This is a genomic window from Hahella chejuensis KCTC 2396, assembly GCF_000012985.1.
Taxonomy (GTDB): Bacteria; Pseudomonadota; Gammaproteobacteria; order Pseudomonadales; family Oleiphilaceae; genus Hahella; species Hahella chejuensis.
Window position 1 is genome coordinate 3370079 of record NC_007645.1, and the last position, 24644, is coordinate 3394722.

Genomic DNA, 24644 nt, shown 5'->3' on the forward strand with positions numbered 1-24644 from the left:
TCACCTGCCTATTGATTCAGTTGTTGATGAAGATAATCGAGCACGCCCAGCGCCTCGTTGAGACCGGCGATGGACAACTGCTGACGGGACAGCGCGACGATGAAGGCCAGTTGACTGGCGCCTTTCATCCCGGTGTGCGCCCGCAACGGCAAGGGCTGGTCGTAATGCACCGCGCGCAGCGCTTTGGGGATCAAGTCCGCACAGTCGTACTCGCTGATTTCCTGCAGCCGCACCAGTAGCAAACCCTGTTCGTGAGGCTCGATCATCAGCGTTCCCGAGCGCTCAAACGCCAGCGTCAGCGGCTCGCCGCGCCAGATAAAATCGGCAAATCCCAATTGTTGCAGGAACTCGGTAATCGTCAGGTGAACGGCGGCGTCCTGCATCATGAGCGGGGCTCCTTGGCGACTGGGAAAATGGCTTTCACTTTGGGCCTCGTTAAGGTTGTTCGGCTTCTTGCTCAATGCTGAGATCCAGACGTTCCTGGATGACGGTCAGCAGCTTGTCCCGCTCAAACGGGTCGCGGTACGCTTTCAGCGGAATGGCCCGCATCAGCTCCTTGAAACCGCGCCAGAAGTAGATGGTCATGGCGGGCGGAATGTGTAACGCCTTCAATACGCCGCCCAGTTGTTCCACGCCGATCCATTTCTTTTCCAGCAGGGCGAGCAGTTGCTCCATCAGCGCGTATTTATTGAGCGGGGCCTGAGAGCGGTAGATTCTCTCCAGTTGCGCCAGAAAATCGCGGCACTCCGCGTCCAGTCCTTCCAACGCCTGCAGCGCGTAGAGATCTTCGATAATCATGCGCAGGCGCTCTTTGGGCAGGGAAGGGCCTTCCGATCCCAGGTCAGCGCCCAATGCGGAAATCAGGTAGGAGACGGATTCGGAGAAACGCTCCTCGCCATACTGGGCCAGAATCTTGCGGAAGGTGTCGGTGAGACTGCCGTAATCCAGCACCGCGTCCCGATACAGGTTGCGCAGCCCATTGACAGAGCCGAGCTGACGATCGCTGAACTGGGTGGCGACCTCCGCCACATTGACGCCTGCGAGAATAGCGGCGCCCTGTTCCTCCAGCATGTCATCCAATGCGGCTTCCACAGACGCCAGCAGCGCATCCACATTGGCGTCCCCCGCCTTGCGTTTGCCTCGCAACTGATCCCGCACAAAGACCAGCGCCAGATACTGCTGCGACAGATCCTCAAATTGCTGCGCGGCGCGCTGACGGATCTCCGCTTTGGCGGGATCATTCTGGATTAACAGCTGATGCAGAAACGGCTTGAGCTGCTTTTCCTTATCCAGTTCTCTGGCTTTTTCCACATAGGCCAACGCGCGCTCCAGCGCCTGGGCTTTATGCAGCGGGCGTTCTCCGATCTTGCGTTTGCTCAGGTCATCGCTCTTTTTCTCGGAACGCAGAAAGGACATCTCCTCCGCCGCAGAAGCGAACAATGACTTGTCATGGCTCGCCAGACTCACTCCCTCGCCCCGCCAGTTTCCCGCCGCGACCGAGGCGCTCATCGCATCGGCGCGATAGCTCCTGTCCGTCTGCAATGAAACGCCGCCTGTGAGGTTAGACATAGACAAAACCTGTGTGATACCGAAAAACGACAGGGAGCGGAATCGCCGCCAAGCCCGTTTAAGTTGTTGCTAGTGTTGCGTTCAGAGGCGGGAAGAGAAATAGATCGGTGGATATAAACGGATGTCGTAGCAGACCAATAGAAGGAAGCGATTTGTCTGCCTGGTTAATAAGAAAAAGAGCCGGCGCAACAGGCCGCCGGCTAAGTCATGGCTAATCAACGCGGGACAACAAAAGGCGAGCGCTTTATCAGGCCATGATTTTGCTGTTGACCTGGGCGCGGGAGGTGATGAATTGATCCAGGAAGTCCTGAATGGCTTTGGCGCCTTCGCTGGCGGCGCGCACGAACTCCACTTCGCTTTCCACGTCCGCCTGGGCTTTGGTGGCTTGCGCGTCCTGCTGCTCTTTCTGCGCCCGATCCAGTTCTGCGGAGTAGCTCAACGGCGCCGCGATCAGACCGCCAAAGCCGGTAAAGAACTGGCCGACGACCATGCCGATGCTGCTGTAGTTTTGCGCGTCGGACATCAGCTCCTTGTGCCTCACCTCCGTGGATTTAGCTGACGCATCCGGTCCGTCGTTCTTGCCTTTTGGGGCGTCCGCCTGTTCTTTGGCCTTGTTGGCGGCATTGGCGTCCGGCGCTTTTTCTGCGTCGGCGTTTACGGGCTTAATCGGCGCTTCCGTTTCTACAGCAGGCTTGCTCTGGCTGCTTTGAGCGGACCCGTTGGCCGGCGTTTTGTTCACCGGGGCGGCGTTGGCGGTAGGAGGCGTTTGTCCAGCGTTGCTTTTGCTGGCGGTGGACGCGGTGGAGCCCGTATTGCCCGGAGTGGGCGGTTTAACCGCAGGCGTCGGCATCTCCAGTTCCAGCGTTTTTGATGGCGCCGGAGCGTCCAGTTTGGGCTTGGCGATGTCCAGTTTCATGGCCTTGTTGGTCTGACTGATCGCTCGGGCGCCGCCATACATGCCAAGGGCGCCGCCGGCCATGGACATGGCCCCATTCACTACCGACGCGGCGAGGTCTTTCCGGGCGGCGCTTTTGATCTCTTCCGCTTTCGCTTCCAGGGCGGTCCACTGGGAAAGATAGGCGTCCTGTCTGGACTCGGCGGCCTGACGGCGCATTTCGATAAAAATCTTATGAATCGCCTCCATGATTTTGAAAGTGTCGGCGCCGTGATTGGTCCCGTTCAACTTGAAGCTGAGGGCGCCGGCGTCAAACTCTGATTCGACGGTGGACGGCGCGTCCAGCAGTCTTGCTGCGGGCGGGAAGGGCGTCTCCACGTCTTGCTGTCTTGACGCCGTCAGGGCGGGCGGTTGCGCGGTGCGCGTAGCCGATGCGGACACGTTTTGCGTTGAATACAGGGACGCCGGCGCCGGTATATTGAGCTCCAGGCCGGTATTGCTGATGTTCATGGTTTTACCTCAAGGGTTGCGTGTAGGAAAACATTGCCAGTCAGGTTTGCGTCGGGCTCAGGCCATATCCCGGATCAACGTCTGATTGGTCTGCTGTTCCTGATTGATGTAATTGACCATCTGACTCAGGGTGCTTTCGCTGTTTGAGGTCAGACTCTTGATATGCTCAATCGCCTGCTCGATGCCGGCCTGATTCTGCATGATCACCTTGCGCACCAGGGCTTCCTCGGCTTTGGCGTCATTCGCCTCTTTGGTGTGTACGGACGCATCGACGCCCGCCGCGCCGCCGCCTACTTGCGCGCCGCTGGACACGAACAGCGACATATTGCGGGCCTGATGCAGCAACGGCCATTCGCTGAGGGACTGCGCCAGCTTGCTGAGACTGTTCGTCGCCGCCTGGCTGGAAGACGACGCGGTCGCGCCGGCCTGGGTCGCCGCGCCAGCGGTCTTGCCTGCGGAAGCGGCGGAGGAGGCCGTCTTGCTGGAGTTGGAGGCGACCGAGGCGGCTTTCCCCGCGGAGGTGGTGGCGGAGGCGTACATACCCGCTCCCGCTGTCCCGATGATCAAGACGGCGGCCACAATCACTGATGCGACGATGGCGTTGGCCGGTTCGCCCATGACGTTGGCCAGGCCTTTGGCGATGGCGTTGGTCAGTTCCGACACCGCGCTTTTGCCGGTGGCCATGCCGACCATTTGGTCCACCGCCAACGCCATCATGACGCCGCCGGCGATGGCTCCGGCGCCGGTCGCGATCATCGCCGCCCCGGCGATCAAAGTGGCGGCCGCGGCGATCCAGCCGAACACTTTGGCGAACATGCCGGACTTCTTGGCCTTTTCCATCTCGTTGATGGATTTTTGCAGGGCTTCCATCACTTCTTTGTGGCGTTCCTTGTTTTCCTGGGCGAGAAACTTGGCGTCTTCTTTGCCGCTTTTGACGCCTTCTTCGTCCAGCTTCACCTGCAGACTTTGCAGCGCCAGCAACAGGTCGACGGTGGCTTTAGGCGGCGTCAGCGACACCTGTGAGGTTGCGCCGCTGCGGTTGTCGGTTTCCACCGCCGGCAACTGGGTAAAAGAATCCGCCGCGCGCGAAGTCCGCGTGGCGTTATTGGTTGCCTGGCTGGCCAGAAACAGCTCCGCCAGATCGCCGTTCAGGATGTCTGTCGGCAAAGCGCCTATCGTAGTCATAGCGCGTCTCCTTGATTGTATAGAGGGCTGGATGGAGGGTTGGAAATCGGCTTGGCGTGAAAGCCGGACTGAGGTTGGGTTTTGTTGTCGATCGCGCCCAGCAGTTCCTGCGCCTTGTGATAAGTCGCCTGATGCTGGGGGCGTCCCTGGGACCAATGCAGCGCCGCGGTGAGACCGTTGCGAGCCTGCTTCAGGTCGTTAAGCGCCAGATAGCACTTGGCGGCCTGTAGCGGCGGCACGGGATTATCATGCTGCAGCAGGGCGGAGTAGGAATAGGCTTCAATGGCCTCCGCATACTTGCCCAGAGACTCGCGGCAAGCGCCCAGTCCGGTCCAGAAGCGCACGTCCAGGTGGCTGTACAGACAAAGAAAAGCAAAGGTCTTTTCCGCCTGCTCGAATTTGCGCTGCTGATACAGGTTGTAGCTGATCGTATAGATCGCCTCGATTTCCTCCTGCGTGATGCCGCGGGCGATGGCCAGAGCGCCGCCGCCCTGCATAACCTGTTGCAGCAGCGCGGCGGCGTCTGTGCTGGTGAATGGGTTGGTTTGTTGCGTCACAATGCTTCTCCTTTTGCGTCAAATGCGATTGATCAGCCCAAGTTGAATGCGCGCCAGCTGTAGTCGCGGCGCAGTGGGCTGATGATCAAGCGCGTGTTCGGAACGGTTGCGCAATGCATGCTCCCGTCGCGCCAGTTCGCCGCGCTCCGCCTCTGACAAACGGCTCTTGCCGCGTGCAATCAAAGGAGCCAGGGTTTCCCGGTTCACGCCCCATTGCGCCATCAGCGCGTCGGTGTCGGCGAACGAGGCGGTCACCGACGCGTGCAGCCGCTCCATTTCGTAAATAAGTTGTTGGGAAAGGGTTTCCGTAGACATAGTCGTGTCTCCTCCTGTTTCGCCAAGGGCGACTCAAGCCCGATCCGGGACCGGGCGTTATTAATATGGCAATGATATTGGCATGTTAATAATCAGGCGCATGGATGCGCCTGCGCGGCGGCTAGCCGCGGGAGACGTGGCCTGACATGTGCAGGCCACGTCGTTGCAGACAAATAGAAGGAAGCTATTTGTCTGCCTGATTAATAAGCAAAGCAACAGCCTTAGATCTTGCCGAGGATGCCCTGGTTGGTCTGGTGGATATTGCTGTTGGTGTTAGATGGCAGGGTCAGCGACTCATCCCGTTTCTTCATCAGCGAGCTGATGCGGATCATCTCCAGCTGACTGCGACTGTTCAGGCCGTCGATAAAGGCTTTGAGGTTCTCGATGGAGGTTTCCCACTCATCGCTGTTCTGACAGAAATCGTAGCCGTCGCTATCCAGGTACAGGCCGCTGTGAGGCACGCCTTTGTGCTCCTTGTCGTACTTGCTGAGGCCCTGCTGAATGTCGTGCTCTTCGAAGAAATCGATCATCTCCGGCGGCATGGTGCTGTTGCCTTTGCCTTCCAGCTTGCCTTTCTCGGTTCTGGCGATGGACAGCATCGCATTGGCCTCTTTCAGCAGATTGTTCAGCGCGGCCATGCTTTGCAGTTCATCCGCCAGTTGCTGCTCCAGGTTATTGGCGCGCTCGATCTCCAGAAACATGATGAGTTCCGCCAGGCTCATGACCTGATTATTGATCTGAAATTTATCTCCGCCGAGGGAAGAAATTCCGCCGATGTTTTCCATGGTGTTTCCTCTTTCAAAGTAAGCGGCGAGTCGCTTGGTCATATGCGGTTCGCCTGTTCAGTTAGCTATGGCGGACGGGCTTGGCGCGGGACGCGCAAGGCGTCGCCGTCGCAGCCAGATCCGCCGACAGGGCCAGTATTTTTGAAAGCGGGGGAGCGACGACATATATCGACCGGCTGATTTTGCCGCTGAAAATTTTTTCGCGAGACCCTGTAACTTTTTCCGGAGGGGCGGCGTAAATGAGTTAAACGGCCGCTGAGCAGCGGTCTGAAAACTCGCCACGCAACGATGGCCGATAACAAGACGAACAAATAACGACACAGGTAAACGACATGGACACAGGGCAGTTTTTAAAGGGAAAGTTTTCCTTCCCTTTGGCATCGCAAATCGTTATTTCCCGCAGCCGTTTGACGCGCAAGCTGGATGCGGCCAGACAGGCGCAGATTCATTGTCTGACGGCGCCCGCCGGGTTTGGTAAAACCACGCTGATGCAGGATTGGGCCGCCCCGCAGAAAGGCCGCGTTATCTGGTTCACGGCTGAGCGCAGCGATAACCGTCTCTTGCGCCTGGGCGGCGGACTGTTAGCCGCTTTCGCCAACGCCGGTTATGGTTTTCTGGGCTGCAAAGAAGAGCTGGGTTTGCTCAATGAGCCGAGCGGCGCGGCGCATTGGAGCCGCTTGTTTATCGCCGAGCTGGAGACGGCTGCGCGTCGCACTGGCGCGTCACTGACCCTGGTGCTGGACAATCTGCATTTACTGGACGCCCCCGAGGCCATTGCTTTGCTTTCCTGTCTGGTGCGTGACCTGCCGGCCCCGCACCGCTTATGTCTGCTATCCAGAAATCCGCTTGCTCCGGCGCTGTTCGCCTCCACGTCCTGGAACCGGGTTCAGCACCTCAACGCCGACGAACTGGCGTTTACGCTGGAGGAAGGCAAACAGTATCTGCGGGCGTTGCAGGCGGAAGGGCTCCTGGGGCGTTATGCCGCTCCTGGTTCTCCTGGCATGCAGACGCAGCTCAGCGAACTGTGGCGACAAACCGATGGCTGGCCGATCTTCTTTTGCGCCATGGCGCACCGCATGGCCAACAGAAACACGCCGTTCGCCGCCAAGGAAGAACTCAACACGCTGCCTGACTTTCATCGCTATATGGAAGAGCAGGTGATGCAGCCGTTGCAGCTAGTGCAAAAAGACATGCAGACGCGATTACGGGAGCTGGCGCCGATTAGCGAATTCAATCGGGATCTGCTGAGTCAGTGTCTGCTGCCCGGCGAATCACCCGCTTTGATTCAGGCGATGATTCATTACACCGGCCTGATCGTCAAAGTGGCGCAAACGGGTGATGAATACTGCTTGCGTCGACCACTGCGGGAGCATCTGCGCCAGGACGCAACATCGACCACGGAGGCGTCTGCTCTGTTCAACAAGGCGTTCAGATGGCGTTTGGCCAACAACCAGGGCAGGGCGGCGATTACGCTGTGTATTGATAACGGCTATTGGCGGGCCGCTGTGCATCTGCTGGAAAAGCTGTATCCCTCCCTTGTCAGTGCTGGATGCTGGACGCAGGTGGTTCAGTGGCTGGCGGCTGTGCCGGCGCATATCGTCGGGCAACGTCCGCTTTTGCAGATGTTGTTGGGGCGGAAGGCGCTGTTTGAGTCGGCGCCTGCGTCAGCGCTTGTTCACTTCAAGCAGGCGCAGACGTTGTTGTCGTCCGCACAGGAGCTGGATCATCCCGACGGGGTGTACGACGCCTCCTCCAGGGCGAAGTGGCTGCAGGAGGCGTCCGCCCTGATAGCGTCTACTCAGGCGCTTTACGTCACGGGTCATGATCAGTCTCTTGCTGAGCAAGATTCGTCTTGCCTGTTGACCCGCTATCACCAGGGGCTGCATGCACTGCATCAGGGGCGTTTGCATGAGACCAGAAAGCGACTTAACGAAGTCATGGAGGCGGCCCTGGCGGATGATCCGGGGATGTTGACCCAGGTGATCCCTGTGTTGGGCTGGCTGCATTATCTGACCGGAGAAACGGACCTGTGGCGCAGTGGACTGGCCTCGCTGCGGGAGCGCATCGCGCCAGGTTGCGATCTGTCGCATGGGTTCGCCTGGACCAGCGCATCGACCTTGTTCGGTCTGCTGGAAAACGCTTCCACGGACGACGTGAAGCAAGGATTGCAAGACGCCTCTGTGTTGCATGGTCTGTGTGCGCCAGTGGAGCTGCGCTTCAATCTGGCGGCGGCGCAGGCGTTGCTGGCGATTCGTGAGGCCCGTTGGGATGAGGCGGGAGAAGCGTTGCTGGAAGCGGAAGTACTGCAGCACTCAATACCCGATCCTGTGCGGCGGACGCTGTTTTCATTGCCTGCGCTCAAGGCGCAAAGACTGCTGGCGCAAGGCGGCGAGCGCGAGGCGCTGCACCTGTTGCAAGCCTGGGGTGGTCACTATGACCAGGCCTGTTTCGCCACCCAGCACGAACAGTTAATACTGAGCGAGATTCTATTTGCGCTGAACCGTCCCGAAGAAAGCCTGGAACCGGCGCGTCAGGTGAAAGTTTGGGCGGAGCAAGGTCGTTGCGGTCTGTTGTTGACGCGCGCGCTGGCGATCGAGGCGTTGGCGCTGCAAAAGCTGGGGCGAGAGGAAAAAGCGCAGCAGGTGTTTCACGACGCGTTGCATGTCGGTCGCATGACCAGCAGCCTGCATTCACTGGTGAGAAAAGACGCGCCGGAAATGAAACCTTTGTTGTCAGCGGCCAAACAGCAGGGGCGTTATCCCGCCTATGTCGGCAGATTGATCGAACATTACGGCCAGGATATCGACCAGGATGACGACGACAGCGCCAATCTCGCCGCTTTGAGCAAACGCGAGAAACAGGTGCTGGATCTGCTGGTGACCGGCATGTCCAACCCCGAAATCGCCGACGCCCTGTGCCGCTCTCTGGGCACGGTGAAGATTCACGTCCACAACATTTACCGGAAGCTGGGCGCCGCCAATCGGGTGGCGGCGATCAACAAATACAACGTCGCCACCGCCTGACGCCTTCCGGGAAAAACAGAACCAAACCTGAACAACCTCCGACGCCTCAAGGCGTCTGGAGCAGGATACTTACGCCTTAAACTCAAGGAGACGCCCATGCACACCTACAATCAGTTCGAAAGCCTGTTATTTCGTTTCTGCCAACGCCACCAGATCGCCATGATCCGGCCGGACGCCAATCTGCACTATGTGGTGTATATCGATAATCTGGCGGTGCGCTGCTTTTCCCAAGGCGGGAGCATCTATTTGCAAGTTGATCTGGAAGAACTGCCGGGAGCAGGGCCGGAGCACACCCAAACCGGCAAACACCTGATGCAACAGTCGCTACTGGACAGCTTACAAACCTCCAGCGTCGTCGCACTGGACCAACAACACCGCGTCATCCTGTTCCAGACACTCCCCCTGGACGACTGCCAGCTCCACGACCTCGAAACCGCCATGGAAACTCTTGCTAATCAGGCGGAAGCTTATGGGGGGATGTTGGGGCATTGATGAGTTTGGGGGGCGATTAACGGAAGTAACCGCCAAACGCGACTCCTTAATAAACAGGTATGTTTATAGCGCCAGACCTGGACCGCGCTGTAACCTGAACTAGGGCGTGTTGACGTTTCGTCATAGGTGATAGATAGGCGCAAACTCGTCATATTGTGGTTCCCACACCAACAACAAGGCGAGTTTGCGATGCCCCGATTGATGCTCAGTGACGAGCTTTGGTCGAAGCTAAAAGAGATCATGCTGCAAGAGCGAATCTATAACAAGCCCACACTACGAATGATGGTGGAAGGCATGCTGTACCGAATGCGGACGGGGTGTCCCTGGCGAGACTTGCCAGGGCAGTTTGGCGACTGGAATTCGGTGTTCAAAAAATTCAATTCCTGGTCTGCCCAAGGCAAGTGGTTGAGGATCTTCCGGAGCTTGGTCCGCGAGCCGGATTTGGAATGGGGGTTCATTGATGGCAGCTATGTGAAGGCCCATCAGCACAGCGCTGGAGCCTGTACGGAAGAGCCTCAGGCGATTGGAAAGAGTCGGGCGGGCAATACCACGAAAGTGCATCTGGCCGTGGATGCCTATGGTCTTCCAGTGGAATTTGAGATCACAGGAGGCGAGGTCAATGACTGCACGGCGGCGGAGTTGATTGAAAAGCTTCCCTCGTCAGAGGCGATTGTCGGAGACAAAGGCTACGACAGTGAACGAGTGCGGGAACAGATCAAAAGGAAGGGGGCCAGGCCGTGATACCGAGAAAACGAAACTCTGTCAAAGGTAATGACGATATGGATTGGGGTTTATACAAGTATCGCCATTTGGTGGAGAACGCCTTCGCCCGACTCAAGCAGTACCGGGCCATAGCGACGAGGTATGACAAGTTGAAGAGAAACTATGAAAGTATGGTCGCCATGGAGTCTTGTGGCGGTACCCATTACTGGGAGCGGTATGCTGAAGCCGCTGGCCACTATGTCAAAGCCATTTCGGCACGACAAGTGAAAGCCTTTCGCCAAGGCCAGAAAACCGACGCAAATGATGCGTTGGCGATTGCGGTCAGGCAGCCTCACATTAAAACCAGCAGAGTGATCTCGGCGCAAGAGCAGTGTTTGCAAGGAATAGAGTGCATGCGCGACCTGCTGGTAAAACAAAAAGTGAGCCTGAGTAATCAGTTACGCGGACTGCTACTGGAGTTTGGGCTCCCCATTGCTCAGGGGGATCGCGCATTAAATTGAGCCGTACCGGAAATACTAGAAGATGCCGGGAATGATCTGACATTGTCATTTCGCTCGGTACTTTTGACTATGTGGCGGCATTTTTTGAGAACCGTTGAAGAGATCGCCGACATCGAGCACAAGCTGGCCGAACTGATCAAAAAAGACGAACAGTGCCGACGCCTGCAGGCTCTGGAAGGAGTGGGTCTGGTAGGTGCTTTACTGTTAAAAATCGTATTAGGCAACCCAGGACACTTTAAAAATGGCCGTGAAGCGGCCGCCTGCGTTGGCCTCACCCCCGTGCAACATAGCAGCGGCGGCAAAGAAAGAATCGGCTCGATCTCCCGAGTCTCGGGTAACAGCAGGCTACGTAGCGCCCTGTTTCAAGGGGCGTTAGCGACCATTACCCAATTGGAAAGGCGTCCCTGCCGAACCCAAAAAGAGGTGTGGCTGAGTCAGCTGGTAGCCAGACGGGGTAAGAAAGTGGCCGCCATTGCTTTAGCCAATAAAACCGTACGGACAGCGTACGCCTTGCTCAAGCAGGGCAAAGAGTATCAGCCGGAATTGCTTGCGGCTTAATTGAGTATTGTCCAAGAGAGAGCGAAACCAACAGGTAGGACCAACCTTCAAGTGACTGTTAGGGCCTGAAGTGTTTATCACTGGGCAACAGAAAAGTCAGGAAGGTGCGAAAACATCAGTGGCCAGAGGTAGCGCCTCAATGTGAGCCCGTATATAAGACAGCATCCAACTTGTTTGAGTAGAATTCTCTTTGACAACAAACGGGAGTCCATATAAGACCCTAGGGTTTACCCTATCAGCCTATTGGTCTCAGCCAAGCGGGTAATTGGCAGAGGTGTGAATATCGCTAGCATTGTGCTTTTCTACTCAACTAAGGAAAGCTCTGTGCAAGAAAGCAACCTCCCCGCCCAACACCAGCTTATCGACTTGGAAAACCCGCTGCCTTCATGGAATCTAAAGCAAAAGAAGGCTGGCAAGAAATTGATGATCACCAAAGAAGCCGATACCTTCATGCGTTCACTGAACATGTATGATAAAACGCAGGTTTACAACGAGGCGCTCAAGCTGGCCAGTGACGGCGGCTATGGATGGAACAGCAAGGGCTTCAAGAAAGAGCCTATGTTTACGCGGCAAAAGATGTGCCCGGGTGGAATCAGCTTCATGTACAGCGTGAACCCTGAGATGATTGTGATTAACCGAATGCAGCTGGAGTTAGAACCTACAGGCCTAAGAACTCCTGCAAAGATGCAGCAAATGGGATTGTTCGAAATAAAGCGTACATCCGATGTTCGGTGGCATGAAGGCTCTGACGGTAATGATATTAATAATTTGCCTAACGCATGGGGCAGTCCTATTCCTGTCAACACAGTCAATACAGAGCATGTTGCTATCAACGGAATGTCAAACGATCTGGATAAGGCCAGATGGCTGATGGGGGTCCACGTGGACACTGCCTACTGGAGCGACAACGCAAAGGCTTATACTCTGGTCTACAATCCCACTCGCGGCAAATTCGACATCTTTGAGTGTATTCAAGACAGGGTCTCCACCTCGAAGCTGGCGGAGTTCCTGGCAGTTATGCTGATAGAGAGTCAGAAAAAGGGCGTTAAGCGTAAATGGACCGCCCATAGTCAGGGTGGCATTATCATGACCCGAGCGGTGGAACTGGTGAATATGCGTGGCATTAGCTTGGAAGGGCAACGCGTTTCCATTCATGCAGGCGGAAACTTTAAGAAGCGCGCTGAAAATGCTTTTACAAAAGCAGGAATGACCATAGACGAAATCAGACGGGATCACCCCGATGATTTCGTGCCCAACCTTTTAGGCTTTAACGATCTGTCTCCCGGTTCGTTTATTCGTTGCATTCGTAGTGCGAGACTGGTAACGGGTGACAAGCGTCCTGTTGAAGCCAGCCCGCATACATTACCCTACATCGGGAGAGAGTCAGCTATCCGACACTTACAGATGAATGGTTATCACAGGAAAGCGGAGAGGCTGGCCAAGCTAACCATGAAGGAATTTGACTTATTATGATCAAACAACCGGTGAGGCTGCTCTTAACAGGTAAAGGGCCGAACTTTTCCAATCTGACCGCAAAGGAATGCGGTATAGGTGAATACAGATTACGGTATAAGCTACCTGGCAACCCTATTAATACCGGGAGACCTAAGAAGCCCACACCTGAGAGAGTCAACTTACAGCGCAATATATTTGACTCGTATAGAGTTCAGCAGAAATTTAACCGCACTTTTGTTCAAATGGAATTCGAATGGTGGGCGTATAGAGGGCTGTTCTTACAAGGCTACTTTGGTAGGCTTGGCGATTTAAGTGTCACAATTGACGTTAACCGAGCAGAGGCACACATCCCACTTGTTGATGGAGGCCTCGATAGTCTGGAGGTATATCTTAAAAAGGACTTATGGGAGTATTACGAAACTGAGAAAAACAAGGATGGAAAACCTGGGGCTAACTGGGAGCAACGAAATCGAGTGGTTGACAATAACCCGTATGCTCAAGCGCAAGCTTTGCAGTTGGTTCATTTGCCGGAAGTGTATGAAAGGGAAAAAATCAACGGTGTAGAGTGGCTACAATATCAAATCAATGGAGAAGGTATTCCGGGACCCAGATATACTTACTATTGGGCTTATCCATTGACTGACAGCTATTACTTAACATTCAGCTTTTGGTTAACAACAGAAATTGGTAATAGGGACATGAGAGCCCAGCGCATGTACGAAGACGCTAAACGCATCATGTCCATGGTAGAACTGAGCAAAGAGTAATGGCGCTCGCCCCGTCTCACGTGAGAGAAAACGCGGGGCTAGCCGCAACCAAAGAGACTGTTCGAACTGATTCTGAGGTCTGCTCTACTAATTTGAACACTATCGAGCGTACTAATTGACGCGCTTGTTAGCATTTAAACTACCTCTAAAGCTCAATAATTGCTCATTGAGCTGTGCTAGATATTTATTCTTGGTTTCAATTTCTAGCTCAAGAGCCTCTACTTTTCCTTTTTCAGATGAAGCAATTTCGCAAATATTATTATTGTTATTCCCTCGCTTCTCACACTCTGCCTGATCAAGCATATATTCTGACTTCAAGTTATAATGACGGTCATGCAAAGCTGATAGGTTTCCTATGATCTCCACCTCTTGCTTCTTAACATAGGAGATATACTCGAGCATTTCTTGGTAACCTTCACAGTCACTTCTTCCTATCTTCAACGCGTTAGCACCTTCTATTTCACATGTTTCGATATTACTTTCAAGTTGAGATATTCTAGAGTTTAATATATTTTCCTTAATACTAAATATTTCCTTGTATTCTGCCAGCCTTTCAGTAGTTCTCTTATCGTTTTGCTGGTTTATAGTGGCAAGCGTACTTTGCAAACTTGTTATTTGCTGTTGAAATGAAGAGTTCTGTCCTGTTAAAAAATTCATATCTCTATCCATTTTTTCGATCACTAAAAAGTAAATGATCGACGAAACCACTGCTCCTGTTGATACAATCAGAGTCAAACTGTATCCAAATATATGATTTTTAACCTGATCTAACATGCTTATCCCTTACTTGAATGATCCTTCGGAATGCTAACATTTGTATATCGCGCATACGAGTTTTTCAATTTCAAGACTTCGAAGATACCCCCCTCCAGATCACTGATTCCTGTGTAAAATCCCGGAAAGTCAAACTACCCCATTTTCGAAGAACCGAACCATTCAGTACTACAAAGCGTGCGAGTATCTTGACTGCTTCGTTAACGAACACCCTGTGCCGACCTCATTTCCATGACAAAGCGTATTTAAGCAAGCTATAGCTGGAGAGTTGCTCTCCGTGTGAGTGCGTGGATTGAAACGTGTCGCCGAGAGATTAGGGCACTGAGGCAGCGGAAGTCGTCCCCACGAGAAGCGACTTTTTCTCACTTAAAATTCAAAACGCCTCAATAATTTTCAATAGATGAATTTCAGCACTTAGAGGCAGTTATTAGCCCGCTCAATTCATAGACACCCCTGATGCCGCCAATGCCTTCATCGCCGTCGGTAGCATCAGGCACACGAATGCAATGAAGTGAAAGCCCGCCAGTACGGTCGACAGACGCTCATAATCCCGGCTCAACCGCCGAAAGCGCGCCATCCAGCCAAAGCTGCGTTCCACCACCCAACGCCGCGGCAGCAAAATAAAGCCCTTCTTCGCCTCAGTGTGCTTAACCACCTCTAACCGAATGCCATGCTGTTCGGCTTGCCGGGCCGCCGATTCGCCGGTATAGCCTTGATCGACGAAGGCCACTTCCACCGACTCGCCCGTCACTTTCTGCACCTGCTCAGCCAGAGCCGCCACCTGATCCCGGTCCTGCTCGTTAGCAGGTGTGATCCGCAACGCCAGCAACTGCCCCAGCGTATCGACCGCCAGATGCACTTTTGAACCCTTGAGGCGCTTGGCTCCATCGTAACCGGCGCGCGCCCCGCTTTCCGGTGTCGACTGCAAAGTCCGGCTGTCGAGGATCATGGCGCTGGGCTGGGCGTTGCGCTTGTCAGCAATCCGGATCAACTCGCGCAAATCATGCAACAAGGCTTCAAACACGCCCGCGTCAATCCAGCGGCGGGTTTGCTGATACACGACCTGCCAGGGCGGCAGGTCGTGCGGCATCTGGCGCCAAAGCAAACCGCCCCGGGCAATATAGCGCAGGGCGTTAAAGACCTCGCGCAAGTCATGCACGCTGCGCGGAAGATTCGGGCATCAGCGCCAGATAGGGCGCTACAAAAGCCCATTCTTCATCGCTGACATCGGTTGGATAAGGTTTTCGAGTGATCGTCTGCACCCACAAATGATAACCGAATCAACCGCTCATGATAGCCACTGCGTGGCAAGACGATCGAAAATATTCGAGTGTTCAGAAATTGTTCGGGTTAATAACAGCCTCTAGGCCTATAATGATTGAGCGCTTCCCCTCCCATTATCAGCAGTCGCTTGTCTGAGCATAACGAAAAAGCTATTGCCTTAGAGTTCTCATTGTCCAACCCTCTCTGAATTTACCGATAGATTAAAGACCGTTTTTTGTGTCCTGGTGGACTAAACCACCTCTAAAGACCCACCCTGCACGCGCGTGCACTAAAAACCTTAAACCTGCCTTCACCTTGTTGTCATCTGGCCGCCGCACACTGCATTTCGTGAGCGCCGCCACGAATTATCAGGCCGATGCCGGGATCGCTTCCGCTGGTTGGAAATTTTGCACACGGGTGCAATGGGCGGGGCGGTCGCTGGTCAATCACTGACATACATCGTTATAACAAGGGGTCAATCATGTTGAGTAGAAGTGCATTATCACTGGCGCTGACCGCGTCTCTGACACTGGGCGCAGCGGGCGCCAACGCGGCGGATCTGGTGATTGCCGGACGCGACGGCATCTACGGCCAGGCGTTGGATGCGACGGTTGCGCGTTATAAGGAAGCGCACCCCGACATGGATATCGAATTACTGAAACTGCCCTACGGCAGTCTCTATGAAAAGCTGGTGATCTCCCTGCGTGAGAAGTCCGGCGCCTATGATTTGGTGTTGCTGGACGACACCTGGGCCACGGAGTTCATGAGCAATGGCTGGCTGGCGAATCTGGAAGAGCAGGGCAAGATTACCGGTGATTTCATCGCCGCCACCCTGGATATTTCCCGCTATCCCGTCGCTCAGGGACCGGCTTATTCATTGCCTGTCGTCGGCAACGTGGCCATGTTCGCCTACAATCAGGCGCTGTTTGATCAATACGGCCTGAGCAAACCCGCCAACTGGGATGCGGTGAAAGTCGCCGCCAAAACCATTTCCGCCAAGAACCCGGACACCAGCGGCGTGGTGTTTCGCGGCCAGAAGGGCAACCCCATCGTCACCGGCTTTCTGCCCCTGTTCTGGGCCCATGGCGGCGTTATTGTCGATGACGCCGGAAAGCCTCAAGTGAATTCAGCACAGGGCGTGCAGGCGCTGGAATCCTTCCTGGAGCTGAAGCAATACGCGCCCAAGGGCATCGAAGTGTATAACTCCACGGAAGTCCGCGACGCCATTCAACAACGCAAGACAGCCATCGCCATTGAAGTCTGGCCGTCCTGGGCGCCGTCCATGGATGATCCCAGCCAATCCAAAGTCGTACAGGAGATGCAGGTGATCGCCGCGCCGGGGCAGGTGAACGGTTCGTCGCCCATGCTGGGGATCTGGCAGATGGGCGTGACGGCGGATGCGAAGCATGACAAGAACGCCCGCGACTTCCTCAACTACCTGACCAGCGCGGAAAACCAGAAAACCCTGGCGCTGGAACTGGGCCTGCCGCCGACCCGTCGCAGCGTGTACACCGATAAAGACGTCGTAGCGAAGTACCGCTGGTATCCCAATCAATTGGAAGCGTTAGAGCACGGCAAAGCGCGCCCCCGCATCAAGCAGTGGAACGAAGTGGAGAGCATTCTGGGGGATTACCTGCAACTGGCGATGATCGGGCAGATGGACGCGCGCACCGCGCTGGATCAGGCCAATCGCAAGATCGACCGGGCGCTGAAGCGTTAACGAACGCGCCACCGCAACGACTTTTTAAGAACAAGCGCGCAGGCGGCGAAGCAGGCTCTTCGCCGCCGTTTTCATGGAGATTTAAATGCTGTTTCGTTCCCGCCTGCAGTTACTTCTGCTGATGTCACCCGCCACACTTTTGTTGGCGATGCTGACCCTGTATCCCATCAGTCAGATTCTGATCAATGCGTTTTCCTATGTGGATTATGTCGGCGCTGAGCGCCAGTTCGTCGGTATGGACAACTTCGTGGAGTTGTCGGAAGACTGGTTTTTCGCCGGCGCCATCAAGAACTCCTTGAGTTTCTCGGTGCTGGCGTCGCTGCTGCAGGTCGGCCTCGGACTGGCGCTGGCGGTGCTGTTCGACCGTCAGTTCGCCGGACGCCGTTTTGCGCTGCCGGTGATCATCTATCCGATGATGCTGTCCACCCTGGTGTGTTCCGCCATCTGGCGCGCCTGGTATCACTATGACTTTGGTTTTTTGAACAATGCGCTGCTCAGCCTGGGGCTGGAGCCGGTGCAATGGCTGTTTGACCCGGACATGGCGCTGTTTTCCGTGATGCTGGTGGATATCTGGCAATGGACGCCGATGGCGTTCCTCATCATTCTCGCCGGCCTGCAATCCATTCCCGCGGACATCAAGGACGCAGCGCTGACCGACGGCGCGCGGGGCTGGCGGCGGTTTCGCCATATCACCTTGCCGTTGATCATGCCTCAGGTGCTGTTGGCGCTGCTGCTCAGATCCATCGACACCTTCAAGCTGTTCGACAAAGTCTACGCCTTGACCGGCGGCGGGCCGGGGAACAGCACGGAAACCCTGTCGCTGTTTATCTACAAACAGGGCTTCAAGTTTTTCAACTTGGGGCTGGCGTCCGCCGCGGCGCTGTTGATGCTGGCCATCGCCTGCGCGCTGAGTGCGGTGTATGCGTGGCGCTATGTGGGAGCCAAGTCATGAGTGCGATCAAGCCAACCTCCGCCCCGGCTTTTTCTGATTCCGTTGCGGCGCCTTTCTCCGACGTCTCACGTTTGTCCGCGCGAACCCTGGGGTTTTACCTTGCTCTGGGCGTGACGTTGGCGTTTTTTGCGCTGCCGATCGTGTGGATGGCGGGCATCGCCTTCACGCCGTCCGGCGAGTACGTCAGCGACAATCTGAGTCTGCTCCCGGCGCATCCGACTCTGGCGCACTTTGAAGTCTTATGGCGGGATGGGTTTCCCGGACGTCTGGGGAACACCCTGATCGTCGCCGTGGGCGCTACGTTGCTGGCGTTGTCGCTGGGCTTTCTGGCCAGTTACGCTCTGGTGCGTTTTCGTTTTCCACGCCGCTTGGATCACGCTTTTCTGCTGTTGGTGCTGGTGATCAAGATGATGCCGCCGATTGTGGTGGCGATCCCGCTGTTTCAATTGCTGAAAGGCCTGGGACTGCTGGACAGCAAGCTGGGCCTGATTCTGGTGTATCAAGTCTACACCCTGCCGTTTTGCATCTGGATGCTGCTGAGTTTTGTGCGCGACGTGCCTCTGAGTCTGGAAGAAGCAGCCAGTCTGGAAGGCGCCGGATTACTGCGCCGCTTGTGGCATATCGTGCTGCCCCTGTGCGGCCCGGGACTGGCGGCCACCTTTATTTTCACCCTGATCATGGCCTGGAACGAGTTCCTGTTCGCCTTGCTGTATCTGTCTACGCCCAGTCACTTCACCTTGCCCCTGTACGTGTCCAATTTCATCACCGAAAACGAGACTTTCTGGGGACAACTGATGGGGATTGGCCTGCTGTCATCTTTACCCATGCTGTTGATGGCGGGATACGTTCAACGTTATTTACTGCGTGGCTTCGCCATGCAAATGAAATAGGAATTTCTCCGATGGCTTCCGTTACATTGCAAAACCTGGGCAAGCAATACAAAAAACAGACCGTGCTGCGGGATATCCACTTACAGGTCAGAGACGGCGAGTTTCTGGTGTTGGTGGGGCCTTCTGGCTGCGGCAAATCCACACTGCTGCGCATGATCGCCGGGCTGGAAACTGTTTCCGGCGGCGATATCCGTATTGGCGAGCGCCTGGTGAATCAGTTGGACCCGGTAGACCGTGGCATCGCCATGGTGTTCCAGTCCTATGCGTTGTATCCCCACATGACCGTGTGGGACAACATGGCGTTTGGCCTGAAAATGGCCGGCGTCGCCAAACCGGAGCGGGAGCGGCGCATTCAACAGGCGGTGGAATTGCTGCAACTGCAACCGCTGGTCCAGCGCAAACCGGCGGAGCTGTCCGGCGGTCAGCGTCAGCGCGTGGCCATTGGGCGTGCGATCGTGCGCAAGCCGGAGGTGTTTCTGTTTGATGAGCCGCTTTCCAACCTGGACGCCAAACTGCGGGATCAGATGCGGGTGCAACTGTCCGAACTGCATCAGCGCCTGGGGGCCACCATGATTTACGTCACCCATGACCAGAAAGAAGCCATGACCATGGCGGACCGCATCGTGGTGATGCGCAATGGCGTTATCGAGCAAGTGGGTACGCCCCTGGAGTTATATCATCAGCCCGCCAACCGCTTTGTCGCGGAGTTTATCGGCTCACCCGCCATGAATTTTCTGCCCGTGCGCATGAGGGCGCTGACTGCCCGTGATGTTTCTCTGGAGCTGCCGTGGGGGCAGGCGATTCAGGTCGACGCGTCCAGATTTAACTTGAATGCGGGGGGAGCAGGCCTGAAAGCTGGCGTGCAACTAGAGCTGGGCATACGCGCTCAGGGGCTCGTCATCGACGACAGCAGCGACCTGCGCATGCAGGTTGACGTGGTGGAGGAGCTGGGCAATATCGCCTATGTGCATGGACGTATTCAAACGCATCGTCTGATCATGGAGACAACTACCCGAGCGCCTCGCGCCGGAACCGAGGTGGGCGTCAGATTAAAGCCGGACATGCTGCATCTGTTTGACGAGCATGGGATGAGTCTGACCTCGCAGATGGAGCGCGCCCATGCTGCTTGAGATTATCGGAACCGGCGAAGCCTATGACCGTTTTCGGGTGAACGCCGCGGTATTGGTGCAGGAACAGGACTTTCGCCTGCTGATCGATTGCGGACCTACTGTGCCTCAGGCGCTGTGGCGTCGCCAACTGGCTGCGGACGCCATTGACGCCATCTATCTGACCCACATTCATCCGGATCATGCGTCCGGCCTGACCGCACTGCTGAATCAATGGGCCTCCACCGGGCGACGGCGATCCTTGCAGATTCTCTGTCAGCCCGGCCAGCAACCGCATCTGGAATGGATGTCCGCTTATGCGGCCTGGCCTGAACAGTTGCCTTTCGCTATCCAGTGGCGCGACGCCGCCCGGACCACGGAAATCGGCCCCTGGCGCCTGCAGACGGCGCCGACCCAGCACAGCGTCAGCAATCTGGCGCTGCGCCTGGAGCAACAAGGGCCCGCCCGCCATGCTCGAGGCTCTCTGTTTTACAGCGGAGACGGCCGTCCGACCGCGGCGAGCGCCAGCTTGATGACAGGATGCGTGATGGCCATGCAGGAGTGTTTTTCACCTTTGGAGCAGGGCGAGGGCAGCCATCACGGCGATTTGCCCGGCTGCCTGCGTCAGTTGCAAACCGCCCGTCCCCGGCATTTGTTGCTGTATCACATTGAAGACGGCCAGCATAACGCAGTGGCCGAAGCCATCCGGCCTCGCGTCGACGTGTCGGTGGCGGAGGACGGGGAGCGCTGGTGCTGCGTTACCGGGACGCAACTGGACACATCCATGGGAGAGCAAGGAGAGCGCTATGCAGCGGGAGCAGGCTGAAGCGATTCTGCGGGAAGCCGGTGAACTGGCGCTGAGCTATTTCAGTCAGCGCGCCTGCTTGCGGGTAGAGCGCAAGGCCCGCCAGGATCTGGTCAGCGAGGCGGATCGGGAGGTGGAAAGTCTTATTCGGCGGCGTATTCAGGCGGCCTGTCCCCGAGACCGGCTGCTCGGCGAAGAGTTTGGTCTGGCGGCGTCCGGTCAGGGCGATGATTCCAACGCCAGTATTTGGGTAATCGACCCCATCGACGGCACCACCAATTTTCTGCGCGGCATTCCGGAGTTCGCCATCACTCTGTGTCGGGTGTGCGACGGCGCGCCAGATATCGGATTGATTTATCATCCGGTGAATCAGGAAATGCTCTTCGCCGCTCGCAGTCAGGGCGCCTGGCGCAACGGCGTGCGTCATCAGATCGAGCCGACGCCGGTAACCTTGGATAGCGCCGTATTGGGGTTGGGCTACAATCTCAGGCCAGGCAACGCGCAGCGGGCCATCGCCATGATGCGCAGCTGGACCGAGGCGGGCTGCGTTACCCGGCAGACGGGCTCGGCGGCGGTAGGCATCAGTCAGGCGATATTGGGGCGGACAGATGCTTTCTACGAGCCTCAGCTGAACAGTTGGGACGCTCTGGCGGGTCAGCTCATCGCCACTGAGGCGGGCTTGCACAGTTCCCCATACCTGAGCGGAGAGCGTTTAACCCGGGGCGGACCGGTGTGGATCGCCCGACCGGAACTGTTTGATCTGGTCAGGGAAGAGGAGACCGCCTGGTGATGCAGGACAAACGCATTACATCTGATGATGTGGCCAGATTGGCGGGCGTGTCCCGCTCCGCCGTCTCGCGCACTTTTACTCCTGGCGCCAGCGTGTCGGAATCGACGCGCAACAGTGTCATCGCAGCCGCCAGAAAACTCGGGTACCGCCCCAACGCCCTGGCGCGCTCACTCACGGGACAGCAGAGCGGTCTGGTGGCGGTGGTGATGGCGGAATTCGCCAATCCCTATGAATCTCAAGTGTTTTACGCGCTGACCCAGGCGCTGCAGAAGCTGGATAAAGTCTCCATGCTGGTGACGCCGGATGAATCCGGCGACATCAACAACTCATTGCAGTTGGTGGGCGCTTATCAGGTGGACAGCGCGATTATCGCCGCCGGTTCGTTGTCGCTGCAGGCGACGCAGATCTGTTTGACCATGGGCATTCCCTCGGTGTTGATGGGCCGCGACGACCCTTTCGGCAAAATCTGCTCGGTGCAGACCGATAACCGCATGGCTGGACGCCTGGCGGCGGAGCATCTGGTGAATTCCGGCGCCCAGCGACCCGCTTATATCGGCGGCCGTCCCGACGGACAGGCTTCTCAGGAGCGCAAGCAAGGTTTCTTTGACAGTCTGCGGGACCAGGGCGTCGAACCGCTGGGCCATTGCGACAACCCGGATTACAGCTATCAAAGTGGTTATCAAAGCGCCCTGGAATTACTGCAACGCCGTCCGGAGATCGACAGCCTCTTTTGCGCCTTCGGGGCCATGGACGCGATACGTCAACAACTGGGCCGAAAGACGCCGCAAGATATCCAGTTTGTCGGCGCGGATAACGTGCCCATGGCGGAATGGCCGGGTTATCAGCTGACCACCATCAGTCAGCCGGTGGAGCTGTTGGCGCAGGCGGTCATGGAAAATCTGGAGATCATTCTGACCCAGGGCCAGGCCATGGCCCGCTCCCGCCGCGTCGCCCCCTGGCTGGTGTCGCGGGCGACCACTCGTAATGCTTGATGGCTGTCGCGACTAAAAAGCCCCGCTGAAACCGTTCAGAAGGGCTTTCCCGCAGTCATTCAGGGCTAAAACGCCGTCTGCGGCCAGTCCGACACGGACTCCAGGTAGAACTTCTGATTGTCGCCGCCGCTGCAGCGCCAGATTTGCCATTGCTCAGAGGACTCTGCGGTTCCGCCGGGGATATCCATGCAATGGCTGCCGTTGCTGTCCAGGTTCTGGAACGCGCCGTCCTCGGTGATGCGCCATTTCTCGGAACTGCCGCCGTCGCAATTCCACAAGTGCATTTTGTCGCCGTTGTCTGCGGAGCCGGTACTGAAATCAGCGCAGTAGTGGTTATCGCCTTTGGGGCGTAATTGGCCTTCCGCGGTATACACGAACTGCTGATTATCCCCGCCGCCGCAGGCCCAGGACAGCAGGTCGCTACCATTGCCGTACTGCGCCTTATCCACATCCAGACAGTATTCCGGCCTCACCTTGGGTTTGATTTTGAAGTATCCCGGCAAGCCCCTGCGTTGGCCAACCAGGGGAATGGAGCTGGCGGTCCAGCCAGGCGTGGAAGAGGGCGAGTCCAGATCCCAACTGATCACGGAGACGCCATGGGCCACCGCCAGCCAGGCGCTTTCGTAGGCAGTATTGGCGAAGTCTCCCGCGGCGCCCCAGAGATGCATGATCTGTTTATATTGAGCCGCGCGGTTGGCGGTGAGCTGGTAATGGTCGCCCGCTTTCACGTTGCCGCAGAAAAAGTAGCTGGAATGTTCGGCGGACATAGAGTCGATGGCGCCGGAGAATTCGTCCGCGTCGGCGGTGTCGATGTCCGGGCACAGGAAGGTGGACTGAGCGCCGAAACGATTCATCAATGCCGTTTCCATACGTCCGTTAACGTCGCCGATAAAGCCCCCGGTCAACACCACAATCAATTTGCCTTTCAGCTCCGATACCTTCGGCCAGCCCACGTTTTTCAGGGTGTTGCGATAGTTGGACTGGAAGTGCGGGTTGAGATGGTTGATCAGATCCTGATACTGATAAAACCGGTTACCGAGGCGGCTGTTCAGGTAATTGCCGATGAATTCATCGAGCTGTTCCACTTCTGAGGCGTACCAGGCGTTCAACGGGTCCCAGCTTGCCTTCATATCGACGAACAGCACCAGGGGCATGGCGTTGGGGTGGTCGTTCATCCAGCTCACCACATCGTCCAGGCAATGGCCAAGCTGATCGTTGCTTGCTGCGCTGCAGTTCTGATTTCCCGGCGAGGCGCTATGGGAGACATAAGGGCCCTTGTCCCAGCTCTCCCAGTCGCCGCGGTCAATGACATCCAGCTCCAGGGTGCGATAACCGCGTTCAAGCCACTCGCTCAAACGACTTCCATGTTCAAAGCTGTTGTGAGGTTGCGCGTAATACAGCTCGTCAAAACGATGATTGTCATTGGCGGCTTTCGCCTGGAACGGCGGATAGAACGTTTCACCAGCGTTGGCCCCTGTGCTGAATCCCAATGAGAGTGCGACGGAGCAAACGGCGGCCAGGACGGCGGGCGTTTTCCATTTGAATAACATGCGATATCTCAACTCTGCTCAATTTCCGGCCAAACGCCGCCCAGGCTCGCAGCAAGAATGCTGAAAACCTCAAGTGCGCTTGACGCGGAAGATGTGTGATATCCAGAGCCGAGAAACAGATGCGCCTCTCGGCCCCGGCGTTTGCAGTGGCCGCCACGATGTCATCTTGAAAAAAACAAATGACAGCGCAGTGAAGCGGAGTTGAAGGTTATTCGTGCATGGGCGTGCAACGGGATGGCGGGCGACGCCGTCAGGATCACTATGCCGCGGCGCGATCTCTTTTCTGACGGCGCCGTAAATCGGCCTTGAAACGGCGGGCGCTACAACAGCGGCCGGAATTAACAGAAGGTCGGAAAAGTGCAGCGCCTTCCAAAGCCATGTTCATGCGCAACTAAAATCGTTTTAAAACAATCTATTAGGGATGATATTTAAACTCAATTGTTGGATGGCGCTGCGCTTATCCAACCT

22 protein-coding genes and 2 pseudogenes are annotated in these 24644 nt (G+C 56.4%); 14 read left to right on the forward strand and 10 right to left on the reverse strand.

The window, feature by feature from the left end; genetic code table 11:
* Nucleotides 1-8: 8 nt before the first annotated feature.
* From HCH_RS14725 to HCH_RS14755, 7 genes are all read right to left on the reverse strand, one after another.
* Nucleotides 9-386 (reverse strand): YopN chaperone SycN-like protein, encoded by a 378-nt coding sequence (locus HCH_RS14725; RefSeq protein ID WP_011397102.1) that lies wholly within the window; start codon nt 384-386, stop codon nt 9-11.
* 49 nt (nt 387-435) lie between these two features.
* Nucleotides 436-1569 (reverse strand): type III secretion system gatekeeper subunit SctW, encoded by a 1134-nt coding sequence (gene sctW, locus HCH_RS14730; RefSeq protein ID WP_011397103.1) that lies wholly within the window; start codon nt 1567-1569, stop codon nt 436-438.
* A 247-nt stretch (nt 1570-1816) separates the two neighbouring features.
* Complete coding sequence (sctB, locus tag HCH_RS14735) at nt 1817-2974, reverse strand: type III secretion system translocon subunit SctB (RefSeq protein ID WP_011397104.1); 1158 nt, start codon at nt 2972-2974, stop codon at nt 1817-1819.
* 57 nt (nt 2975-3031) lie between these two features.
* The gene (gene sctE / locus HCH_RS14740) at nt 3032-4159 is read right to left on the reverse strand and encodes a type III secretion system translocon subunit SctE (RefSeq protein ID WP_011397105.1); all 1128 of its coding nucleotides are present in this window, start codon (nt 4157-4159) and stop codon (nt 3032-3034) included.
* Entirely contained in the window at nt 4156-4716 is a 561-nt protein-coding gene (locus tag HCH_RS14745) for a SycD/LcrH family type III secretion system chaperone (RefSeq protein ID WP_011397106.1), read from the reverse strand. Before HCH_RS14745 ends, sctE begins: the two co-directional genes overlap by 4 nt.
* A gap of 18 nt (nt 4717-4734) precedes the next feature.
* The gene (locus HCH_RS14750; protein WP_011397107.1) at nt 4735-5031 is read right to left on the reverse strand and encodes a hypothetical protein; all 297 of its coding nucleotides are present in this window, start codon (nt 5029-5031) and stop codon (nt 4735-4737) included.
* A gap of 221 nt (nt 5032-5252) precedes the next feature.
* A complete protein-coding gene (locus HCH_RS14755) occupies nt 5253-5858 on the reverse strand; it encodes a hypothetical protein (RefSeq protein WP_238385000.1) in 606 nt (201 codons plus the stop codon).
* A gap of 290 nt (nt 5859-6148) precedes the next feature.
* Between HCH_RS14755 and HCH_RS32385 the strand changes: the two genes are divergently transcribed.
* From HCH_RS32385 to HCH_RS14785, 7 genes and pseudogenes are all read left to right on the forward strand, one after another.
* A complete protein-coding gene (locus HCH_RS32385) occupies nt 6149-8839 on the forward strand; it encodes a LuxR C-terminal-related transcriptional regulator (RefSeq protein ID WP_011397110.1) in 2691 nt (896 codons plus the stop codon).
* A gap of 96 nt (nt 8840-8935) precedes the next feature.
* Complete coding sequence (locus tag HCH_RS14765) at nt 8936-9331, forward strand: CesT family type III secretion system chaperone (RefSeq protein WP_011397111.1); 396 nt, start codon at nt 8936-8938, stop codon at nt 9329-9331.
* A 189-nt stretch (nt 9332-9520) separates the two neighbouring features.
* A pseudogene (locus HCH_RS33170) lies at nt 9521-10236 on the forward strand (IS5 family transposase); the annotation flags it as partial.
* On the forward strand, nt 10234-10554 hold the full coding sequence (locus HCH_RS35220) for an IS110 family transposase (RefSeq protein ID WP_420794877.1): 321 nt from the start codon (nt 10234-10236) through the stop codon (nt 10552-10554). The pseudogene HCH_RS33170 and the gene HCH_RS35220, both read left to right, overlap by 3 nt.
* Before the next feature lie 84 nt (nt 10555-10638).
* Complete coding sequence (locus tag HCH_RS33175; RefSeq protein ID WP_158304960.1) at nt 10639-11112, forward strand: transposase; 474 nt, start codon at nt 10639-10641, stop codon at nt 11110-11112.
* Between the two features lie 324 nt (nt 11113-11436).
* The gene (locus tag HCH_RS14780) at nt 11437-12585 is read left to right on the forward strand and encodes a hypothetical protein (RefSeq protein WP_011397115.1); all 1149 of its coding nucleotides are present in this window, start codon (nt 11437-11439) and stop codon (nt 12583-12585) included.
* The gene (locus HCH_RS14785; RefSeq protein ID WP_011397116.1) at nt 12582-13334 is read left to right on the forward strand and encodes a hypothetical protein; all 753 of its coding nucleotides are present in this window, start codon (nt 12582-12584) and stop codon (nt 13332-13334) included. Before HCH_RS14780 ends, HCH_RS14785 begins: the two co-directional genes overlap by 4 nt.
* 111 nt (nt 13335-13445) lie before the next feature.
* Here HCH_RS14785 and HCH_RS14790 read toward each other — a convergent pair whose 3' ends face one another.
* On the reverse strand, nt 13446-14108 hold the full coding sequence (locus HCH_RS14790; RefSeq protein ID WP_041598679.1) for a hypothetical protein: 663 nt from the start codon (nt 14106-14108) through the stop codon (nt 13446-13448).
* Nucleotides 14109-14544: 436 nt separating this feature from the next.
* Nucleotides 14545-15361, reverse strand: a pseudogene (locus tag HCH_RS14795) (IS5 family transposase).
* 491 nt (nt 15362-15852) lie between these two features.
* Between HCH_RS14795 and HCH_RS14800 the strand changes: the two are divergent.
* From HCH_RS14800 to HCH_RS14830, 7 genes are all read left to right on the forward strand, one after another.
* A complete protein-coding gene (locus tag HCH_RS14800) occupies nt 15853-17091 on the forward strand; it encodes an ABC transporter substrate-binding protein (protein ID WP_011397120.1) in 1239 nt (412 codons plus the stop codon).
* An 85-nt stretch (nt 17092-17176) separates the two neighbouring features.
* Nucleotides 17177-18043 (forward strand): carbohydrate ABC transporter permease, encoded by an 867-nt coding sequence (locus tag HCH_RS14805; RefSeq protein WP_011397121.1) that lies wholly within the window; start codon nt 17177-17179, stop codon nt 18041-18043.
* Nucleotides 18040-18933, forward strand: a complete 894-nt coding sequence (locus tag HCH_RS14810) for a carbohydrate ABC transporter permease (RefSeq protein WP_011397122.1) — start codon at nt 18040-18042, stop codon at nt 18931-18933. The genes HCH_RS14805 and HCH_RS14810 overlap by 4 nt, the downstream gene beginning before the upstream one ends.
* Nucleotides 18934-18944: 11 nt before the next feature.
* Nucleotides 18945-20063, forward strand: coding sequence for an ABC transporter ATP-binding protein (locus tag HCH_RS14815; RefSeq protein WP_011397123.1), 1119 nt, complete (start codon nt 18945-18947; stop codon nt 20061-20063).
* Nucleotides 20053-20865, forward strand: a complete 813-nt coding sequence (locus tag HCH_RS14820) for an MBL fold metallo-hydrolase (protein WP_011397124.1) — start codon at nt 20053-20055, stop codon at nt 20863-20865. Before HCH_RS14815 ends, HCH_RS14820 begins: the two co-directional genes overlap by 11 nt.
* Complete coding sequence (locus tag HCH_RS14825; protein ID WP_011397125.1) at nt 20846-21634, forward strand: inositol monophosphatase family protein; 789 nt, start codon at nt 20846-20848, stop codon at nt 21632-21634. The genes HCH_RS14820 and HCH_RS14825 overlap by 20 nt, the downstream gene beginning before the upstream one ends.
* Entirely contained in the window at nt 21634-22626 is a 993-nt protein-coding gene (locus tag HCH_RS14830; protein ID WP_011397126.1) for a LacI family DNA-binding transcriptional regulator, read from the forward strand. The genes HCH_RS14825 and HCH_RS14830 overlap by 1 nt, the downstream gene beginning before the upstream one ends.
* A 65-nt stretch (nt 22627-22691) precedes the next feature.
* On the opposite strand, the gene HCH_RS14835 is transcribed toward HCH_RS14830, so the two are convergent.
* Nucleotides 22692-24176 (reverse strand): Ca2+-dependent phosphoinositide-specific phospholipase C, encoded by a 1485-nt coding sequence (locus tag HCH_RS14835; protein WP_011397127.1) that lies wholly within the window; start codon nt 24174-24176, stop codon nt 22692-22694.
* Nucleotides 24177-24644 lie beyond the last annotated feature (468 nt).

Excerpts from the sequence above, each read along its gene's own strand:
- HCH_RS14725 (WP_011397102.1), bottom strand. The coding sequence starts at position 386 with ATGATGCAGGACGCCGCCGTTCACCTGACGATTACCGAGTTCCTGCAA.
- sctW (WP_011397103.1), bottom strand. The coding sequence starts at position 1,569 with ATGTCTAACCTCACAGGCGGCGTTTCATTGCAGACGGACAGGAGCTAT.
- sctB (WP_011397104.1), bottom strand. The coding sequence starts at position 2,974 with ATGAACATCAGCAATACCGGCCTGGAGCTCAATATACCGGCGCCGGCG.
- sctE (WP_011397105.1), bottom strand. The coding sequence starts at position 4,159 with ATGACTACGATAGGCGCTTTGCCGACAGACATCCTGAACGGCGATCTG.
- HCH_RS14750 (WP_011397107.1), bottom strand. The coding sequence starts at position 5,031 with ATGTCTACGGAAACCCTTTCCCAACAACTTATTTACGAAATGGAGCGG.
- HCH_RS14755 (WP_238385000.1), bottom strand. The coding sequence starts at position 5,858 with ATGACCAAGCGACTCGCCGCTTACTTTGAAAGAGGAAACACCATGGAA.
- HCH_RS32385 (WP_011397110.1), top strand. The coding sequence starts at position 6,149 with ATGGACACAGGGCAGTTTTTAAAGGGAAAGTTTTCCTTCCCTTTGGCA.
- HCH_RS14765 (WP_011397111.1), top strand. The coding sequence starts at position 8,936 with ATGCACACCTACAATCAGTTCGAAAGCCTGTTATTTCGTTTCTGCCAA.
- HCH_RS35220 (WP_420794877.1), top strand. The coding sequence starts at position 10,234 with ATGGAGTCTTGTGGCGGTACCCATTACTGGGAGCGGTATGCTGAAGCC.
- HCH_RS14785 (WP_011397116.1), top strand. The coding sequence starts at position 12,582 with ATGATCAAACAACCGGTGAGGCTGCTCTTAACAGGTAAAGGGCCGAAC.
- HCH_RS14790 (WP_041598679.1), bottom strand. The coding sequence starts at position 14,108 with ATGTTAGATCAGGTTAAAAATCATATATTTGGATACAGTTTGACTCTG.
- HCH_RS14800 (WP_011397120.1), top strand. The coding sequence starts at position 15,853 with ATGTTGAGTAGAAGTGCATTATCACTGGCGCTGACCGCGTCTCTGACA.
- HCH_RS14805 (WP_011397121.1), top strand. The coding sequence starts at position 17,177 with ATGCTGTTTCGTTCCCGCCTGCAGTTACTTCTGCTGATGTCACCCGCC.
- HCH_RS14810 (WP_011397122.1), top strand. The coding sequence starts at position 18,040 with ATGAGTGCGATCAAGCCAACCTCCGCCCCGGCTTTTTCTGATTCCGTT.
- HCH_RS14815 (WP_011397123.1), top strand. The coding sequence starts at position 18,945 with ATGGCTTCCGTTACATTGCAAAACCTGGGCAAGCAATACAAAAAACAG.
- HCH_RS14820 (WP_011397124.1), top strand. The coding sequence starts at position 20,053 with ATGCTGCTTGAGATTATCGGAACCGGCGAAGCCTATGACCGTTTTCGG.
- HCH_RS14825 (WP_011397125.1), top strand. The coding sequence starts at position 20,846 with ATGCAGCGGGAGCAGGCTGAAGCGATTCTGCGGGAAGCCGGTGAACTG.
- HCH_RS14830 (WP_011397126.1), top strand. The coding sequence starts at position 21,634 with ATGCAGGACAAACGCATTACATCTGATGATGTGGCCAGATTGGCGGGC.
- HCH_RS14835 (WP_011397127.1), bottom strand. The coding sequence starts at position 24,176 with ATGTTATTCAAATGGAAAACGCCCGCCGTCCTGGCCGCCGTTTGCTCC.